Origin of the sequence: Gordonia hydrophobica NBRC 16057 (genome assembly GCF_001592365.1) — a bacterium.
Lineage (GTDB): Bacteria > Actinomycetota > Actinomycetes > Mycobacteriales > Mycobacteriaceae > Gordonia > Gordonia hydrophobica.
Map to the genome: position 1 here is coordinate 21,854 of NZ_BCWU01000019.1, position 17,602 is coordinate 39,455.

Here is a 17,602-nt window from a genome sequence, read left to right on the forward strand (position 1 = left end):
CCACCTTCCGTGCGCGTGCGCAGCTGGTCAAGGATATTGAGACTGAACTCACCTATCGTCTCTATGGCCTGATAGAGGCCGCAGGGTCACGCGTATGGGCGACAAGATTCGTTCGGATGTCTCCAGGTCGGGGGCGTCTCGCGTCGATCCGTCCGCGGCTGTGCAAGGCTGCCGATAGACTCCGGAACGTTCGGCGAGACGCCGCTGTCGGCAGAACGGAAGGCTCCAGTGGTGAGCGAGACGATGATCATCAGCGCCGGGGCCGTGGTGGCCGGCGACCGTGTCCTCCGGCCCGGCTGGATCCATTCCGTCGACGGCGTCATCGCGGACGTCGGCGACGGTGCGCCGCCGCATCCTGCCGATCGCGACTTCCCGGGCGGTATCGCGGTCCCGGGTTTCGTCGACATGCACGTGCACGGCGGGGGAGGGGCGTCGTACACCGACGGTGTGGCCGACGACGTCCGTGCCGCCGCCGACTTCCACCGTCGACACGGCACCACGACCACCATCACCAGCACGGTGAGCGCGTCGCCCGAGGATCTGCTGGTGATCGTCGAGCGCCTGCGCGACCTCGTCCGTCGGGGGGTCAGCGCGGGCATCCATCTCGAAGGCCCGTGGATCAGCCGTGTGCGCTGCGGCGCCCACGACCCCGACGTACTGCGGAATCCGGCGCTCGACGAGATCGACCAAGTCCTGACCGTGGCGGACGGTACCGTCGCGATGGTCACGATCGCTCCCGAACTCCCCGGCGCCCCGGCGGCGATCGACCGGTTCGTCGACGCCGGCGTCGTGGTCGCGGTAGGACATACCGATGCGACGTACGAGCAGGTCCGCGACGCCGTGGACCGCGGCGCGCGGGTGGCGACGCACCTCTTCAACGCCATGGCGCCGCTGACCCATCGTGAACCCGGACCGCCGCTCGCGTTGATGGACGACGACCGCGTCGTCGTCGAAATGATCGGTGACGGGGTTCATCTGCACCCGGCCCTGGTGCGCGACGTGCAGCGCGCGGTCGGCATCGACCGCGTCGCCCTGGTCACCGATGCGATGGTCGCCGCGGGCATGGCGAACGGGGAGTACATGTTGGGTTCGTTGGCGGTGACGGTGAGCGACGGGGTGGCGCGCGTGACGGACACCGGCGCCATCGCGGGCGGCACCGCGACCATGGACCGCCTCTTCGCGCGGACTGCCGCAGGCCTGCGAGGACGTGCCGACCACTACCCGGATGAGGTGCTGATCGCTTGTGCGGCAATGACTTCAGGGAATCCGGCTCGGGTCCTGGGCCGTGCCGACATCGGGTCGATCGCCGTCGGACGACGGGCCGACGTGGTGATTCTCGACGCGGATCTGACGGTGGCCGAGGTGTTCTCGTCGCACTGACCGGTGTCCGGCGGGACGAGCAGTCGATGACCCTCGGCGGGTCGCTTCCTCGGGTTTTGCCGCAGTAGGGTCACAATTGAGCCGGTCGGACACTCCGGCTGGAACCGAAAACCCTGGAATCGAAAACCGTGGAGGACGCCAGTGATGAGTGGGAAGAGCAAGAACAAAGGCCTGATCAAGCGACTCGAGAAGGAGATCGCCCGGCTGTCGAGCGAGGTCGTCGCTCTGCGTGACGCGGTCCTGGCTCGCTCGCCGTTGGCGCCCAAGCCTGCTCCGAAGGCCGAAAAGCCTGCGGTCGCACCGAAACCCGCCGCCGCCAAGCCTGCCGCAGAGAAGAAGCCGGTCGCGGAAACGAAGGCGACGGGTGCCGAGTCCGCAGACAAGAAGTCGGCAGAGTCCAAGCCCGCAGCAGCCAAGCCCGCAGAGTCCAAGCCGGCAGCGACGAAGGTCCCAGACGCCAAGCCCGGAGCGAAGGCTGCTGAGAATAAGCCCACGCCTGCTGCGAAGCCCGGTGCCGATAAGAAGCCGGCCGCTGCGAAGCCCGCACCTGCGAAGGCGCCCAAGCCTGCCACCAAGCCCGCTGCCTCGAAGCCTGCAGCATCCAAGCCTGCGGCCAAGTCTGCCAAGTCGGCCAAGTCGGCGAATGCGTCCAAGACGGTCGCAGATCTCCGTGCGGATGCCAAAGCCGCAGGAATCAAGGGATACTCGACGATGAAGAAGGCAGAACTGATCGCTGCCCTCGGTTAACTACCTAGGAGGCTCTGTGCCCACTGTCGTCAAGGGAGTCATCTCCCGCACCAAGAACGCTCCGACTGAACTCGTCGACATCGTGATCCCGGAGCCGGGCGCCAACGATGTCGTGGTGAAGGTGAGCACCTGCGGTGTGTGCCATACGGACTTGGCGTACGCCACCGGCGGTATCAATGACGAGTACCCCTTCCTGCTGGGTCACGAGGCCGCGGGCATCGTCGAATCGGTGGGCGAGTCGGTGACGCATGTCGAGGTCGGCGACTACGTGATCCTGAACTGGCGTGCCGTCTGCGGTGAGTGCCGGGCGTGTAAGCGCGGTCGGCCGTGGTACTGCTTCGACACGTTCAATGCCAGCAAGCCGATGACCCTCACCGACGGCACCGAGCTCTCGCCCGCGCTGGGAATCGGTGCGTTCGCGGAGAAGACGCTCGTCCACGAGGGACAGTGCACGAAGGTCGACGAGTCCGCCGATCCGGCCGTCGCCTGCCTGCTGGGCTGCGGTGTGATGGCGGGCCTCGGCGCCGCCGTGAACACCGGCAATGTGGGCCGTGGCGATTCGGTCGCCGTCATCGGCTGCGGTGGTGTGGGCGATGCCGCCATCGCGGGCGCCAAGCTCGCGGGCGCCACCACGATCATCGCCGTCGACCGTGATGCCAGCAAGCTCGAGTGGGCCACCGACCTCGGCGCCACCCACACCATCGACGCGTCGGCCATCGACGACGTCGCCGCGGCGGTCAAGGAACTCACCGGCGGATTCGGTGCCGATGTGGTGATCGACGCCGTCGGTCGTCCGGAGACCTACCAGACCGCGTTCTACTCCCGGGATCTCGCGGGCACCGTGGTGCTGGTCGGCGTTCCGACGCCCGAGATGCGCCTGGAGATGCCGCTGGTGGACTTCTTCAGCCACGGCGGCGCGCTCAAATCGTCCTGGTACGGCGACTGCCTGCCTGAACGCGACTTCCCGATGCTGATCGACCTGTTCCTGCAGGGACGGCTTCCGCTCGACAAGTTCGTCACCGAGCGGATCGGGATCAACGACGTCGACGCCGCGTTCAAGGCCATGGAGGAGGGCCGCGTCCTGCGTTCGGTGGTGACGTTGTGACCGCCGCTGCCGGCGCATTGCGCATCGACCGGGTCGTCACGTCGGGCACGTTCTCGCTCGACGGCGGAACCTGGGACGTGGACAACAACATCTGGGTGGTCGGCGACGACGCCGAGGCCGTCATCATCGACGCCGCGCACGACGCCACGCCGATCCTGGCTGCGGTGGGCGACCGGAAGGTCGTGGCGATCGTGCTGACACACGCGCACAACGACCACATCGGGGTGGCCCCCGAGCTGGCCGAGGCGACCGGAGCGCCGATCCTGCTGCATGCGGCCGACGAGATGCTGTGGGAGCAGACCCATCCGGGAGTGCCGCACGGCGAGCTGACTGACGGTCAGCGGATCGCCGTCGGCGGGCAGGAACTCCAGGTGATCAACACGCCCGGCCATTCGCCGGGGTCGTGCGTCATCTGGTCGCCGTCCGAGCAGGTGCTGTTCAGCGGCGACACCCTGTTCCAGGGCGGCCCGGGCGCAACGGGGCGGTCGTTCTCCAGTTTCGACGACATCATCGCCTCGATCCGGGACCGGATTCTGGTGCTCGATCCGGACACTCGTGTCTGCACCGGGCACGGCGACGAGACCACCGTCGGTGCCGAGGCAGGTGACCTCGACGAGTGGATTCGTCGTGGTCACTGACCGACTCCGACGGCTGACACCGCCCGCGCTGAGCGGATATCAGCGTTCTTGGCTGCGAGCCGACGTCCTCGCCGGGGCGTCGCTCGCAGCCGTCGCCATTCCTGAGGCGATGGGCTACAGCTCCATTGCGCACGTGCCGCTCAGTGCCGGGCTCTACTCGCTGATCGTCCCGGCGGTCATTTTCGCTCTCGTCGGCGCGTCGAGACTGCTCGTCGTCGGCGCCGACTCCGCCACCGCTGCACTGATCGCGTCCGGAATCGCCGGACTCGGGATCGCCGGACTGGCGCCGGACACCGCGGAATGGCTCGCGTGGGCGGGCCTCATCGCCCTGGTCACCGGAGTCCTCCTGGTGATCGCCTGGGTTCTGAAGCTCGGTTTCCTCGGCGACTTCCTCTCGACGTCGGTGCTCGTCGGATTCCTCGCGGGCGTCGGAATCCTGGTGCTCACCGAACAAGTTCCCGGGATGCTCGGCGAACCCAAGGAGTCCGGCGGCGACGTCCTCGCGAAGTGGCTGGCTGTTGTCCGCAACCTCGACCACGTCCGCTGGCAGGCCGTGGTGTTCGCGGCGTGCACGCTGCTCGGGTTGGTGGCGGTGAAGCGACTCCGTCCGTCGCTGCCGATGCCGATCCTGGTGGTGATCGGGTCCATCGCCGCAGTGATGGTCTTCGATCTCGGCCGGTGGGTTCCGACCGTCGGTGATATCGATGCGGGGCTACCGTCCGTCCGGTTTCCGCCGATGGCCGACGTGGTCTCGGCGTTCCCGACCATCCTCACGATCTCGTTCGGGTGCGTGCTGGTGATTCTGGCGCAGAGTGCCGCGACCGCGCGCAGCTTCGCCCAGCGGCACGGCGATCGGGTCGACGTGAACCGCGACATCCTCGGGTTGTCCACGGCCAATGTGTCCGCGGCGCTGACGGGTTCGTTCGTCGTCAACGGCAGTCCCACCAAGACTGCGATCGTCGATCAGCAGGGCGGCCGTTCGCAGGTCGCCAATCTGACGATGGCGGGGGTGACCCTGGTAGTGGTCGTGGCGGTGTCGGGGCCGCTCGGTCGCCTGCCCGAGGCGGTGCTCGCGGCCATCGTCTTCGTCGTCGGCGTCGAACTGATCGACTGGGGCGGGTTCGCGCGGATCTGGCGGATCCGTCGGATCGAGTTCGGCATCGCCGTGCTCACCACCGCACTGGTGGTCGTGTTCGGCGTGCTCATCGGAATCATCGCCGCGATGGTGATGTCGCTGCTCCAGATGATCCATCGGCAGTACCGCCCCGAGCGATTCGTGGTCGGCCTCAGCGACGGTGGGCAGCGTCGGTACCAGAGTGCCCGACCCGGGCACCAGACGCTGCCCGGTCTGATCGTCTTCCGGTACGACGCCGACCTCTTCTATGCGAACGTCGGTCGCTTCAGCGACGACGTGACAGCGCTGATCAAGGGCGCTCCGGATCCCGTGCGCTGGTTGGTGCTGGACTGCTCGGCGATCTCGGACGTCGACTACTCTGCGGCGACCGCGCTGCAGAATCTGATCGCGTTCGTCCACTCGGTGAAGGCTCGCTTCATCCTCGCGGGCGTGACCCCCGAACTGCGGGAGTCACTCGAGACCGCGCGGATCATGGCGGACCTCGCCGCCGACAGCGTGTATCCGAGCGTGGAGGCCGCGGTCCAGGGATTCCGCGAAGCAGAGAACGACTGAGAACTCTCGGGTCAGTACGCTGCGCGCGGGTCGTTCGTCGACACGATCTCCGCGCCCAGCGGTATCAGCGACACCGGGATCATCTTGAAGCTCGCGATGCCCAGCGGGATGCCGATGACCGTGATGCACAGTGCGAGTCCGGTCGTGAGATGACCGATGGCCAGCCAGATCCCGGCCACAAGAATCCAGATGATGTTGCCGATGGTCGACGCCGCTCCGGCGCGCGGATCGCGGATCACGGTGCGCCCGAACGGCCAGAGCGCATAGTTGGCCATGCGGAACGACGCGATGCCGAACGGAATCGTGATGATGAGGATGCAGCACAGGATTCCGGCCACCGCATAGCCGACTGCCATCCAGAATCCACAGAGCACCAGCCACAAGATGTTCAGGATCGTCTTCATCGTTCCATTGTGCGGTGTCGCTACGCTGTCGGCATGGGCCGCGAACCGGATTCATCGGGAGGACGTCGTGCGCTGTGGTCGGTGGCGGCGGCCCTGGTGCTGACGGTGCGGGTGGTCGCGGTGGTGTTGACTCCGATCCTGGTGGTCGCCTGGTTGGTGGCGGCCGTGCGGTCGGGGCTGCTGAACGCCTGGATGTGGTGGGCGATCGGTGCCGCGTCGGCACTCGTGGTGAGCAGCTACCTGTACAGCTACCTGCGCGTGCGGTACCCGAGCCGAAGCCGCCGCTGGGAGCCGTGACGGCGGCATCGCTGCCCCGCCCCGAGCCCATCGTCAGTCGGGGCCGTGTTCCAGGTAATGACAGTGCCTCCCTCGATCGGTCAGATCGCGTCAGAGTGGAGGGACGACTCACGGAAGGAACACGATGGGCAACTGGACCGCAGCCGAGCTGGCCGAGATCGACGCGGTGTCCGAGATTCAAGTCGCAGGCAGTCGTAGGGACGGCTCTCTGCGCAGCTTCCGCATCATCTGGCACGTCGCGGTCGACGGCGCGCTCTACGCGCGCTCGGTCAATGGGCCCGACGCCGCCTGGTACGTCGGCGTCCGACGGCAGATGAGCGGCGCGATCACCTGGAACGGCGAGCAGCGCGCCGTCGACTACGTCGATGATCCAACGCACGACGACGCCGTCGACGAGGCGTTTCGCCGCAAGTACGGCAACGGCTCGCCCACGCAGTCGTTGAATCGTCAGCCGGCGCGCGGCACCACCCTGCGGATCGACCCGAAGTGATCGCGCACGGCGACACCATTCCCGACTACACCGACAACGAATACCAAGGGGCACACCACTGATGACGACGACTTTGACCCTCAACAACGGCGTGACGCTTCCCTCGATCGGGCTGGGCGTTTTCCAGAGCGCTCCGGAAGAGACCTCCGCGGCAGTCGAGGCTGCGCTCCGCGTCGGCTATCGACACATCGACACGGCGGCCGCGTACGGCAACGAACGACAGGTCGGTGAAGGGCTTCGGGCCTCGGGCGTCGACCGCGCCGACGTGTTTCTCGAGACCAAGGTCTGGCCCTCCGACTACGGGTACGACCAGACCATCCACGCATTCGACAAGGCCACGGGCAAGCTCGGTGTCGAGACCATCGATCTGCTGATCCTGCACCAGGCCGCGGTCTCGATGTTCGACCGGACGGCAGAGGCGTACCGCGGTCTCGAGACCCTGCTGGCCGACGGCAAGGTCCGTGCGATCGGCGTCAGCAACTTCTCGCCGGACGTCCTCGACCGGTTGCTGCAGACGGCGTCGGTGGTTCCGGCCGTCAACCAGGTGGAACTGCACCCCTACCACTCGCAGCCCGCACTGCAGGCGAAACATGCGGAGCTGGGAATCGTGACGCAGGCATGGTCGCCGATCGGCGGCATCACGTTCTACCCCGGACCGTGGGGCGACGAGCGCCGCAGCGTGATGGACGACGAGACCATCACGGCGATCGCCGCGCGGCACGACCGGAGCCCGGCGCAGATCATGCTGCGGTGGGGCATTCAACAGGGCCGTTCGGTGATCCCCAAGTCGGTCAACCCCGCCCGCATCGCCGAGAACTTCGCGGTGTTCGACTTCGAGCTCTCGGCCGAAGAACTCGCCCGCATCGACGCCCTCGACACCGGGAACGAGAGCGGTCCTGCACCGGATCGCGAGTTCACCCAGGAGATGCTGTTCCCGATTCCGGAGGCGTGAAGCACACGCTCCCTAGGAACTACGCCTGTCGTCCCCACGGTGGTCGAGTGCCACGCAGGTTATCGAGACCGTCGTGAGTTCCGCCGGTATCAAAGGGTTCTGCGCTGCCATCGTGTGGTGATCTCGGCAGAATCCGACGGATCGTGAACCGCAGCCGCCTCTCTATGGCGGAGGCGGTGGTCGTCGGGGAGGCTTTGTCCGACTGATCCCGGCTGAGAACTGCTCGCTCAGGCGCTTCCGACGGAAGATTGCCGTCGGAGGGTGCTGAGCAAGCAGATCTCAGCAGCATGTGACAGTAGGCGGCGCGGGGCGGGGATTTCAGATCGAACGCAGACCTCGCGCGACGCTGCGCCAGTTTGGTTAGTTTCCCACGCTCTCGTAACAGCGGGTGATCCGAGACCGGTGCGTGACCGAGAGCCTGGTTTCGGTCGCTGTCGGGGACGCAGATCTCGATAGGGCCACGCGCGACGAACTCGTGGCGCAGCTACCGCGTTTGTGGACTGCGAACGCAGCAGCGCCGCCGCTGAACGGTCACGTCACCGGATCTGTCGTGCGAGGAAGTCGCCGGCTGCGCGCACGGCCCGCTGGGACTCGGGTGTGAAGTAGGGGAACATCTGGAACACGTGCCCCTGCCCGGGCCACTCCTGCAGCTCGGACGTGCCGCCGGCGTCGAGCACGAGACGATGGATGGTGCGGGCGTCGTCGGCCATGATCTCGCGGGCGCCGACCTGGATCAGTGTCGGTGGCAGAGCCATGTCGGGGGTCAATCGGACCCGCATCCGCGGATGGCTCGGATCCGCGTCGCCGGTGTAGAGGCGGAGGAACTTCTGGGCGCCCGCGACGTCGATGATCGGGTCGCGGACTCCTCGCGCCTCAAGGTCGCGGGCCAGCTGGAACGTCGGGTCGTAGAGCGGGGAGAACAGGATCATCGCCCGAGGTTGAGGCACGCCGTCGATGTGGTTCGACGCGATCAGATCCAGGGCGAGGTGGCCGCCTGCGGAATCGCCTGCCACGATGATCTGCTCGGGGTCGAATCCCTGGCGGAGCAGCCAGCGATACCCGCGGATCGTATCGTCGCCGGCGGCGGGCCACCGGTATTCGGGCCCCATGCGGTAGTCGAGGCTGAAGGCGCCGATGCCCGATCGATGTGTCAGCCGTGCCAGGAGTCCGCGGTGAGTGCGCGGCGAGCAGATCACGTAGCCGCTGCCGTGCAGGTAGTAGACGATCGAGGAGACGGACGACGGGTCGGGGACGCAGGCGTCGGATCGGCGGTGCTGCCATTCGCCGCGAACCTGGCCGCCGCCCGTGTACTCGTGGACCGGCGTGACGCGTGTGCCCTTCGGGACGGGGCTCAACAGCGACAACCCGCGATTCATGCCCGGTCTCGCGGCCGACAGCAGTCGAGGATTGGCGAGCGCTCCGCGGCTTGCGACGGCCATCAGCGGTCGGGACGCGAGCGTGCCGCGGGAGAACGCGCGGGCGCGCCACGAAACCTGTGCGGCAACTGGCTGTGACCTGGAGTACACATTGGGACTGTATCTTCTTTTTGCCTCAGCGGCGGTGAAGTGGAATACTGTTCGTACTGCGCTCTCGTGTTAACGAAGTATTACTTCGTCGCTTGAGCGGGCCAGCAATGAAGCTGAATCCCCGGGCGGTGCGCTGGTTCGCACTGACTTCTGACTCCGGGACTCTCCAGTACGTTTCAAGTACGCAGCGTGGCGTGCGGAGTAGGCAGATTCATGAAGCACTTGCCGGGGCCCGTCGGGCTCTACGATCCGGCCAATGAACACGACGCGTGTGGCGTCGCCTTCGTCGTCGACATCCACGGCCGGCGCAGCCGCGACATCGTCGCGAAGGCGATCACCGCGCTAGAGAACCTCGAGCACCGCGGCGCCCAGGGCGCTGAGCCCAACACCGGCGACGGCGCAGGCATCATGATGCAGGTCCCCGACCGCTACCTCCGCGAGGTCGTCGACTTCGAGCTGCCCGCCGAAGGCGCCTACGCCACGGGCATCGCCTTCCTTCCGCAAGCATCCGGCGACGTCGCCGAGGCAGTCGCCGGCGTCGAGGCGATCCTCGCCTCCGAGGGCTTGACGCTTCTCGGCTGGCGCGAGGTGCCGGTCGACGACAGCTCGCTCGGTGCGCTGGCACGCGATGCGATGCCGACGTTCAAGCAGCTCTTCGTGGGCGGGGCCGTCGGCATGGACCTCGAGCGCAAGGCGTATGCGGTCCGCAAGCGCGTGCAGAACGAGCTCGGGGAAAAGGGCGCAGGCCAGGACGGCCCCGGCCGCGACACCGTCTACTTCCCGAGCCTGTCGGGTCAGACCATGGTCTACAAGGGCATGCTCACCACCCCGCAGCTGCGCGACTTCTACGTGGACCTGCAGGACGAGCGTGTGGAGAGCGCGCTCGGCATGGTGCACAGTCGCTTCTCCACCAACACCTTCCCGTCGTGGCCGCTGGCGCACCCGTTCCGCCGCGTCGCCCACAACGGCGAGATCAACACCGTCAGCGGCAACGCCAACTGGATGCGCGCCCGCGAAGCGCTGATCAACACCGATGCGTTCGGCGACCAGACCGACAGGGTCCTGCCCATCTGCACCCCGGGCGCCTCGGACACCGCGCAGTTCGACGAGGTGCTCGAACTGCTGCACCTCGGTGGCCGGAGCCTGCCGCACGCCGTCCTGATGATGGTGCCGGAGGCGTGGGAGCGCAGCGAAGACATGAAGCCCGAGCATCGGGCCTTCTACGAGTACCACTCGGCGCTGATGGAGGCCTGGGACGGACCGGCGTCAGTCTGCTTCACCGACGGCACCGTGATCGGCGCGGTCCTGGACCGCAACGGTCTGCGGCCGTCGCGCATCTGGGTCACCAAGGACGGCCTGGCCGTGCTGGGCTCCGAGGTCGGCATCATGGATGTGGATCCGGCCGATGTGATCGCCAAGCAGCGGCTGCAGCCGGGCAAGATGTTCCTGGTCGACACCGCGCAGGGACGCATCGTCGCCGACGAGGAGATCAAGGACTCGCTCGCGGCCGAGCACCCGTACCAGGAGTGGCTCGACGCCAACCAGGTCGCGCTCGGCGATCTGCCGTCGCCGCCGCATGCACACATGCCGCACGACCGCGTCGCCCTGCGCCAGCAGGTCTTCGGCTACACCTCGGAGGATCTGCGACTGCTGATCTCGCCGATGGCCGCGACCGGTGGCGAAGGCCTCGGTTCGATGGGCACGGACACGCCCGTCGCGGTGCTGTCGAACCGTCCGCGGATGCTGTTCGACTACTTCCAGCAGATGTTCGCGCAGGTCACGAACCCGCCGTTGGACGCGATTCGCGAGGAGGTCGTCACCAGCCTCGGCATTCGCATCGGCGGTGAGCGCGACCTGCTGAACCCGGGCGCCGAGTCCGCCAAGCAGATCGTCCTCAGCCAGCCGATCCTCGACAACGACGACCTCGCGCGCCTGGTGAAGATCGATGGCGACGTCACCGGATTCCCGTCGGTCCACATTCACGGGCTGTACCCCGTCGCCGAGGGCGGCGCCGGGCTGCGTCGTGCGCTCGACGGCGTCCGCGCACAGGTCTCGGCGGCCATCGCCGACGGTGCGCGGATCATCGTGCTCTCTGATCGCGAGTCCGACGAGACGCTCGCGCCGATCCCGTCGCTGCTGTTGACGGCCGCGGTGCACCACCACATGGTGCGTGAGCGCACCCGGACCCGCGCCAGCATCATCATCGAGTCCGGCGACGCCCGCGAAGTGCACCACATGGCGCTGCTCGTCGGCTTCGGCGCCAGCGGCATCAACCCGTACATGGCCTTCGAGACCATCGAGGACATGCTCTCCTCCGGCGCCCTTCCGCCGTACGACGAGGGCATGAGCCACGACGAGGCGTTCTGCAAGGCGCGCGCCAACTACATCAAGGCGGCAGGCAAGGGCGTCTTGAAAGTGATGAGCAAGATGGGCATCTCCACGGTCCCGTCGTACAACGGTGCGCAGCTGTTCCAGGTCATCGGCCTGAGCCAGGACGTCGTGGACGAGTTCTTCACCGGTCTGAACAGCCAGCTCGACGGCATCGGCCTCGACGAGATCGCCGACGAGGTGGCGCAGCGCCACGCCGTCGCGTTCACCGATCGGCCCAGCGAGCGCGCCTACCGCGAGCTCGAGGTGGGCGGCGAGTACCAGTGGCGCCGCGAGGGCGAGTACCACCTGTTCAACCCGGACACGGTGTTCAAGCTGCAGCACTCCACCCGCACCGGCCAGTACTCGGTGTTCAAGGAGTACACGAAGATGGTCGACGACCAGGCTGCTCGGCTGGGCACCCTGCGTGGTCTGTTCGACTTCAACTTCGGCGACCGGGACCCCATCCCGCTCGACAAGGTGGAGCCGGCCAGCGAGATCGTCAAGCGCTTCTCGACCGGCGCGATGAGCTACGGCTCCATCTCGGCTGAGGCGCATGAGACTCTCGCGATCGCGATGAATCGTCTCGGCGGGCGGTCGAACTCGGGGGAGGGCGGCGAGGATCCGCGCCGCTTCACGCACGACGAGAACGGTGACTGGCGACGCAGCGCCATCAAGCAGGTGGCCTCGGGCCGCTTCGGCGTTACCAGTTACTACCTGAGCAACTGCACCGACATCCAGATCAAGATGGCCCAGGGCGCCAAGCCGGGTGAGGGCGGCCAGCTGCCGCCGCACAAGGTGTACCCGTGGATCGCCGAGGTCCGCGGCAGCACGCCGGGCGTCGGCCTCATCTCGCCGCCGCCGCACCACGACATCTACTCGATCGAGGACCTGGCGCAGCTGATTCACGACCTGAAGAACGCGAACCCGCAGGCGCGGATCCACGTGAAGCTGGTCTCGGAGCTCGGTGTCGGCACCGTCGCGGCCGGTGTGTCCAAGGCGCACGCCGACGTCGTGCTGATCTCCGGACACGACGGCGGCACCGGCGCCAGCCCGCTGACCTCGCTGAAGCATGCGGGCGCTCCGTGGGAGATCGGCCTCGCCGAGACGCAGCAGACGCTGCTTCTCAACGGTCTGCGCGACCGCATCGTCGTGCAGGTCGACGGCCAGCTGAAGACGGGGCGTGACGTGATGATCGCTGCGTTGCTCGGCGGCGAGGAGTTCGGTTTCGCGACCGCTCCGCTGGTGGTCTCGGGCTGCATCATGATGCGCGTCTGCCACCTCGACACCTGCCCGGTCGGCGTCGCCACGCAGAATCCGCTGTTGCGTGAGCGGTTCTCGGGCAAGCCGGAGTTCGTCGAGAACTTCATGCTCTACATCGCCGAGGAAGTCCGTGAACTGTTGGCGCGGTTGGGTTTCCGCACCTTGCAGGACGCCGTCGGCCACATCGAGGCGCTCGATACCGGCAAGGCGATGGCGCACTGGCGCGACCACAAGGCGGGCAAACTCGATCTGTCGCCGATCCTGACGACGCCGGAGTCGCCGTTCATGAACCAGGACCTCTACTGCTCTGGCAAACAGGATCACGGTCTGGCGAAGGCGCTCGACAACGAGTTGATCGAGAAGGCCCGCGCGGCCATCGAATCCGGGACCCGCGTCACGCTGTCGTCGCCGATCAGCAACGTCAACCGAACCGTCGGCACCATGCTCGGCCACGAGGTCACCAAGGCGTACGGAGCGCCGGGTCTGCCCGAGGGCACCATCTCGATCGACTTCACCGGGTCGGCGGGCAACAGCTTCGGCGCCTTCGTGCCGCGCGGCATCACCATGCGCATCGAGGGCGACGCGAACGACTTCGTCGGTAAGGGACTCTCCGGCGGCAAGATCGTCGTTCGGCCGTCGCATAAGGCGCCCGCGGAGTTCGTCGCGGAAGACAACATCATCGGCGGCAACGTGATCGCGTTCGGTGGCACAGGCGGCAAGATCTTCCTCCGCGGCCGCGTCGGTGAGCGCTTCTGCGTGCGCAACTCGGGCGTGCAGGCGGTCGTCGAAGGCGTGGGCGACCACGGCTGCGAGTACATGACCGGCGGCACCGCGGTGATCCTCGGACGCACCGGCCGCAACTTCGCGGCAGGCATGTCCGGCGGCGTCGCCTACGTCTACAACCCGCACGGTGAGTTCGAGGACAACCTCAACACCGAGCTGGTGGAACTCGAGACCCTCGACGCCGACGACCTGTCGGTCCTGTCGGGTCTGCTGACCGAGCATCGCGACGAGACCGGTTCGCCGGTCGCTGCGGCGATCCTCGACGACTGGGCAACGGCCCAGGGGCATTTCGTGAAGGTGATGCCCCGCGATTACAAGAGAGTGCTCATCGCCATCGATGCCGCTGAGCGCTCCGGACGAGATGTGAACGAAGCGATCATGGAGGCGGCACGTGGCTGATCCGAGGGGTTTTCTCAAGCACACCGAGCGGGAGACGCCGGTTCGGCGACCCGTCGACCTGCGGTTGATGGACTGGAAAGAGGTCTACACAGACTTCGACAAGCAGACGCTGCGGACGCAGGCGAGCCGATGCATGGACTGCGGTGTCCCGTTCTGCCACAACGGTTGTCCACTCGGGAACCTGGTTCCCGAATGGAACGACCTGGTGTATCGCGACCAGTGGGCCGAGGGCATGGACCGGCTGCACGCCACCAACAACTTCCCGGAGTTCACCGGGCGGTTGTGCCCGGCACCGTGCGAGGCGTCGTGCGTTCTCGGGATCAATCAGCCCGCGGTCACCATCAAGCAGGTGGAGCGCGAGCTGATCGAGAAGGCGTTCGACGACGGCACCGTCGACCCGATTCTGCCGACGCAGCGCACCGGTAAGAAGGTCGCGGTGGTGGGCTCGGGTCCCGCGGGTCTGGCTGCCGCGCAGCAACTGACGCGAGCCGGCCACGACGTCACCGTCCTCGAACGCGCCGATCGCATCGGTGGACTCCTCCGCTACGGCATCCCGGAGTTCAAGATGGAGAAGCGGATCATCGACCGGCGGCTGGCGCAGATGCGTGCCGAGGGCACGGTGTTCTCCACCGGCGTGAACGTCGGCGTCGATGTGACTGTGGAGCAGCTCCGCAACGACTACGACGCGGTGATTCTCGCGAACGGTTCCACGATCGGCCGCGATCTGCCGATCCCGGGCCGTGAGCTGGACGGCATCCATCAGGCGATGGAGTACCTGCCGCAGTCCAACCGCGTGCAGCACGGCGACGTCGTCGACGGGCAGATCAGCGCGGAAGGCAAGCACGTCGTCATCATCGGCGGCGGCGACACCGGCGCGGACTGCCTCGGCACCGCACTGCGTCAGGGCGCTGCGAAGGTGCACCAGTTCGAGATCATGCCGAAGCCGCCGATCGAGCGCGCCGACTCGACGCCGTGGCCGACGTACCCGCTGATGTTCCGCGTCTCCTCCGCCCATGAAGAAGGCGGTGAGCGCGTGTACAGCGTGAACACCGAGTCGTTCGAAGGCGAGAACGGCACGATCACTGCGCTCAAGGCGCACGAGGTCGCGATGGTGAACGGTCGTTTCGAGAAGGTGGAGGGTTCGGACTTCGAGTTGAAGGCCGACCTCGTTCTGCTGGCGATGGGCTTCGTCGGCCCCGAGCGCGGAGATCTGCTCGACAAGCTGGGCGTCTCCTACAACGAGCGCGGCAACATCGCGCGCGGCGACGACTTCGGCGCCACCGGCCTGCCGGGTGTCTTCGTCGCCGGCGACTGCGGTCGCGGCCAGTCGTTGATCGTCTGGGCCATCGCAGAAGGTCGTAGCGCTGCTGCCGGTGCCGACGCCTACCTGATGGGCTCGACGCAGCTCCCGTCGCCGATCACGCCGACGCTGGTCGCGCAGCGGTGAACCGGAGGCCGGGGTTCCGTCGCCTGACTCGGCGACGGCACCCCGGCCGAGCGAGAGTGTGTCGAACCGGGGACTGCTCTTGCGCCGCGATACGGTTGGTACGTAGCGGGCGTTCGGCTGAAGGAGTTCAGTGGTTGGTGCGGTGGTTGCGGCGGGCGTCCTCGCCTTGGTTCTGTGGTTGGGAACCGCAGCGTGGATCATCAGGGAACCGCGCAGAACCGGTTACGGGCTGGCCATCATCGGGTGCTTGATCGTCACCTGGATTTTCGCGGCGCTGCTGGCGTCGTGGGTGTCTCCCGAGTCCGATGTCTCCGACCTCGCCGTCTTCGGACCGGTACTGCTGATCTTCTTCGCGATGGCGGCGGCCGGTGCATACCTTCTGATCAACACGGTCACCGTGGTCCGTCGCGAGGGGATCCGCATCGCGACGCTGGTGCCGGCCGTCTTCGGCGGCCTTCTCCTCGCGAGCCTCTGTGCGGCGGTAGGCACGGTGATCGCGGTGACGTCGATCGAGTCGTATGTGTTCATCACAGTCGTTGTGCCGCTGGTCGTCGTCCCGATCGCTATGGTCGTGGTGGAGCTTCTCGGATACACCGCTTACGCGGTGCTATACGACCGAATCAGTCGACCTGGTTCACCCGACGCCGTCGTCGTGCTCGGTGCTGGACTCCGTGGCGAAGAAGTCACGCCCCTGTTGGGCTCACGAATCGATCGGGGGATCGAGGTCCTCGACGCGGCGACGGGCCCCGGTGGCCGACCGCTGTTCGTGCTCTCCGGCGGAAAGGGCGACGACGAGGTGATTTCCGAAGCCGAGGCCATGGCTCGGTACGCGATCGACGCAGGCGTCGACGAGCGACGCATCGTCCGCGAGGACGCGTCCACCAACACCGAGGAGAATCTGATCAACTCGAAGGCCCTCCTCGCGGAAAGGGGACGGGGCACATCGCTTACCGTGGTGACGAGCAACTTCCACGTCTTGCGCACGGCATCGTTAACGCGACGACTCGGCATTGAGGCGACCGTGGTCGGGGCGCCGACGGCCGCGTACTACGTTCCTGCGGGCTTTCTCCGCGAATTCACAGCCTGCCTGGTCCATTACCGTCGAACCAACCTGGCCGTCTGGGCCGGGATGACGTGCCTGGTCTGGGCGCTGCTCGTCATGGTCTGGTACCTCAGCAACCTGCAGACGGAGGTCGTCGACGCATTCGCGGGGCGTTGACCGTCGGGAGTCAGTCCTCGTGTGCGTCGTGCGCTGCTCGGCTGATGGTCTCGATGATCTGTGGAAAGGTCTCCGCGTCGGGGGCGACGATCCGAGTGTGGTCGACGCCGGGAAAAGTGACGAGGGCCCCGCGACCGCCCGCCTTCTTCACTGCTTTGACGTAGTTCGACGACATGCTGGGCGGGACCACGGTGTCAGCGGTGCCGGTCATCGCGATGATGGGCATGTCGGGGTCGATATTCTCGATGGGACTGACCGACGTGTAGTGCGACGGCACTTCACTGGGCAGGCCGCCCATCACTCGACGGGCACGGGGGTTTCCGTTGAGCACCGCCTGCCGCATGTCGAGTGTGCCGGCGAGGGAGATCGCGTAAGTGGGCCTGAACACCGGACTGGCACCGATCTCGTCGGGTTCGAGGTTGTGCCTGGTGCCCGACCACATCGCCAACTGTCCGCCCGCAGAGTGTCCGACGACGATGGCGTTGTGCAGCGAGATCTCTGGCAACGCAGACTGGACGTGCGGTACGAAGTCGAGCGCCGCCGCCACGTCTTTGAATGTGGTCGGCCATCCGCCGCCGGACCCGACTCGGCGGTACTCGAGGTTGTAGACCGCCAACCCGCGTTCAGCAAGGCGCTTGGACAGTGAGACGAACACGTCGGCCCCGAGCTTGGATTCCCACCCGCCACCGTGAATGAGGACTACGAGAGGCACACTGTTCTTCTCATGCTCGCCCGGCGGCAGGTACACGTCGGCCCAGTTCTGGCGATCGTCCCGATCGCCGGTCGTCGTCGGGTACAGGTAACGGTCCACCGTCACGTCGGACGACGACTCGACGTTCGCGAGCGCACGGGCTGCCTCTCCGCGGTGTGCAGGCTGCGCCGGTGAGACTTCGGGGGC

14 protein-coding genes are annotated in these 17,602 nt (G+C 66.9%); 11 read left to right on the forward strand and 3 right to left on the reverse strand.

All coding sequences use genetic code 11. The annotated features are described in order from the left end of the window. Positions 1 to 243 precede the first annotated feature (243 nt). From nagA to GH2_RS20780, 5 genes are all read left to right on the forward strand, one after another. The gene (gene nagA, locus GH2_RS20760) at positions 244 to 1,380 is read left to right on the forward strand and encodes an N-acetylglucosamine-6-phosphate deacetylase (RefSeq protein WP_066172532.1); all 1,137 of its coding nucleotides are present in this window, start codon (positions 244 to 246) and stop codon (positions 1,378 to 1,380) included. Positions 1,381 to 1,524: 144 nt separating this feature from the next. Beyond that, positions 1,525 to 2,127 (forward strand): Rho termination factor N-terminal domain-containing protein, encoded by a 603-nt coding sequence (locus GH2_RS22155; protein WP_066172488.1) that lies wholly within the window; start codon positions 1,525 to 1,527, stop codon positions 2,125 to 2,127. 16 nt (positions 2,128 to 2,143) lie between these two features. Continuing rightward, positions 2,144 to 3,232 carry an S-(hydroxymethyl)mycothiol dehydrogenase gene (locus GH2_RS20770; protein WP_066172492.1) on the forward strand — a complete coding sequence of 363 codons (1,089 nt, stop codon included), beginning with the start codon at positions 2,144 to 2,146 and terminating at the stop codon, positions 3,230 to 3,232. Further along, positions 3,229 to 3,870, forward strand: coding sequence for an MBL fold metallo-hydrolase (locus GH2_RS20775; RefSeq protein ID WP_066172495.1), 642 nt, complete (start codon positions 3,229 to 3,231; stop codon positions 3,868 to 3,870). The genes GH2_RS20770 and GH2_RS20775 overlap by 4 nt, the downstream gene beginning before the upstream one ends. Then, the gene (locus GH2_RS20780) at positions 3,860 to 5,557 is read left to right on the forward strand and encodes a SulP family inorganic anion transporter (RefSeq protein ID WP_066172498.1); all 1,698 of its coding nucleotides are present in this window, start codon (positions 3,860 to 3,862) and stop codon (positions 5,555 to 5,557) included. Before GH2_RS20775 ends, GH2_RS20780 begins: the two co-directional genes overlap by 11 nt. Before the next feature lie 11 nt (positions 5,558 to 5,568). On the opposite strand, the gene GH2_RS20785 is transcribed toward GH2_RS20780, so the two are convergent. Then, on the reverse strand, positions 5,569 to 5,961 hold the full coding sequence (locus tag GH2_RS20785) for a YccF domain-containing protein (RefSeq protein WP_066172499.1): 393 nt from the start codon (positions 5,959 to 5,961) through the stop codon (positions 5,569 to 5,571). Between the two features lie 33 nt (positions 5,962 to 5,994). Here GH2_RS20785 and GH2_RS20790 point away from each other — a divergent pair, with 33 nt between their 5' ends. The 3 genes from GH2_RS20790 (at position 5,995) to GH2_RS20800 (ending at position 7,700) form a co-directional block, all read left to right on the forward strand. Next, positions 5,995 to 6,258 carry a hypothetical protein gene (locus tag GH2_RS20790; protein WP_066172500.1) on the forward strand — a complete coding sequence of 88 codons (264 nt, stop codon included), beginning with the start codon at positions 5,995 to 5,997 and terminating at the stop codon, positions 6,256 to 6,258. Positions 6,259 to 6,382: 124 nt separating this feature from the next. Further along, entirely contained in the window at positions 6,383 to 6,748 is a 366-nt protein-coding gene (locus tag GH2_RS20795; RefSeq protein ID WP_066172503.1) for a DUF2255 family protein, read from the forward strand. Positions 6,749 to 6,809: 61 nt separating this feature from the next. Then, complete coding sequence (locus GH2_RS20800) at positions 6,810 to 7,700, forward strand: aldo/keto reductase (RefSeq protein WP_066172506.1); 891 nt, start codon at positions 6,810 to 6,812, stop codon at positions 7,698 to 7,700. Between the two features lie 536 nt (positions 7,701 to 8,236). Here the strand turns inward: GH2_RS20800 and GH2_RS20805 are convergent. Beyond that, a complete protein-coding gene (locus GH2_RS20805) occupies positions 8,237 to 9,226 on the reverse strand; it encodes an alpha/beta hydrolase (RefSeq protein ID WP_066172508.1) in 990 nt (329 codons plus the stop codon). Positions 9,227 to 9,439: 213 nt separating this feature from the next. Between GH2_RS20805 and gltB the strand changes: the two genes are divergently transcribed. The 3 genes from gltB (at position 9,440) to GH2_RS20820 (ending at position 16,704) form a co-directional block, all read left to right on the forward strand. Further along, entirely contained in the window at positions 9,440 to 14,038 is a 4,599-nt protein-coding gene (gene gltB / locus GH2_RS20810) for a glutamate synthase large subunit (protein ID WP_066172512.1), read from the forward strand. Then, the gene (locus tag GH2_RS20815; protein ID WP_066172515.1) at positions 14,031 to 15,485 is read left to right on the forward strand and encodes a glutamate synthase subunit beta; all 1,455 of its coding nucleotides are present in this window, start codon (positions 14,031 to 14,033) and stop codon (positions 15,483 to 15,485) included. The genes gltB and GH2_RS20815 overlap by 8 nt, the downstream gene beginning before the upstream one ends. Before the next feature lie 130 nt (positions 15,486 to 15,615). Then, positions 15,616 to 16,704: a YdcF family protein gene (locus GH2_RS20820; RefSeq protein ID WP_157086185.1), complete on the forward strand. Its 1,089-nt coding sequence runs from the start codon at positions 15,616 to 15,618 to the stop codon at positions 16,702 to 16,704. Between the two features lie 10 nt (positions 16,705 to 16,714). On the opposite strand, the gene GH2_RS20825 is transcribed toward GH2_RS20820, so the two are convergent. Continuing rightward, a partial coding sequence (locus tag GH2_RS20825; RefSeq protein ID WP_066172535.1) for an alpha/beta hydrolase family protein occupies positions 16,715 to 17,602 on the reverse strand: 888 nt, incomplete at its 5' end.